At 60.8% G+C, this 908-nt stretch carries 1 protein-coding gene and 1 pseudogene; one reads left to right on the top strand and one right to left on the bottom strand.

Going from position 1 to position 908, the window contains the following annotated elements:
• The first annotated feature begins 29 nt into the window (after window positions 1-29).
• Window positions 30-786 (top strand): IS5 family transposase gene (locus ACERNI_RS17950; protein ID WP_448834593.1). Its coding sequence is split into 2 segments (ribosomal slippage): window positions 30-365 and window positions 367-786, totalling 756 coding nucleotides; the frame shifts between segments, so codons are not numbered across the junction.
• Between the two features lie 26 nt (window positions 787-812).
• On the opposite strand, the pseudogene ACERNI_RS17955 reads toward ACERNI_RS17950, so the two are convergent.
• Window positions 813-908: pseudogene (locus ACERNI_RS17955) on the bottom strand (IS5/IS1182 family transposase); the annotation flags it as partial.

Below are 908 nucleotides of genomic sequence, written 5' to 3' on the forward strand. Positions count from 1 at the left end.
GGGCCAGTTCACCCGAAGGGAGTCATCGGATGGGCACGCACGTTTTCTGGCTGACGGACGAGCAGTTCGCGCGGCTTGAGCCGCATCTTCCAACAGATACCCGCGGCAAGGCCCGGGTGGACGACCGGCGCGTCATCAGCGGGATTGTGCATGTCTTGAAATCGGGTTGCCGTTGGGTGGATGCGCCTCCGATCCATGGGCCGAGGAAAACGCTCTACAACCGGTTCGTTCGCTGGGCAGACAAGGGCATCTGGCAGAACATCTTCCACGCTCTGGCGGCAGCGGGCGGCCCTCCGGCTCAGGTCCTGATCGATTCATCGGCGGTTAAAGCGCACCGGTGCGCCGCTGGGGGAAAAGGGGGGAGCGGGCGCAGGCGATTGGTCGCTCGCGGGGCGGTCGCACCACGATATCCACGCCCTGACCGATGCTTTCTGCCGGCCCATCGCCTTCCTGCTCACTGGTGGGCAGGTTGCCGACTGCACCGCTGCAGACACGCTTCTCGAGCACATGCCGCACACCGACATCCTGCATGGCGACAAGGGTTATGACACCAATGCGGTGCGCGCGAAAATTGAGAACATGGGAGTTGCGCCCAACATTCCGCCCAAGGTCAATCGGATCTGGAAGAGCTTTTTTTCACCAGCACTTTATCGGAAGCGAAATGCGATTGAACGCATGTTCTGCCGCCTCAAGGACTTCCGCCGGATCGCGACCCGATATGACCGCAGCGCCGTAAACTTCATGGCCGCAGTCTGCATCGCAGCGACCATCAGCTACTGGTTATGAGTCCGAACCCCAGGTTGGGGACTCAATCAGGTCCACTCGCTAACGACAGCAACAAGAGCGATGGCTGACAGGAAGTTTTGCGCCAGCCGATCGTATCTTGTCGCGATCCGCCGCCAGTTTTT

The organism is Camelimonas sp. ID_303_24 (assembly GCF_053543495.1).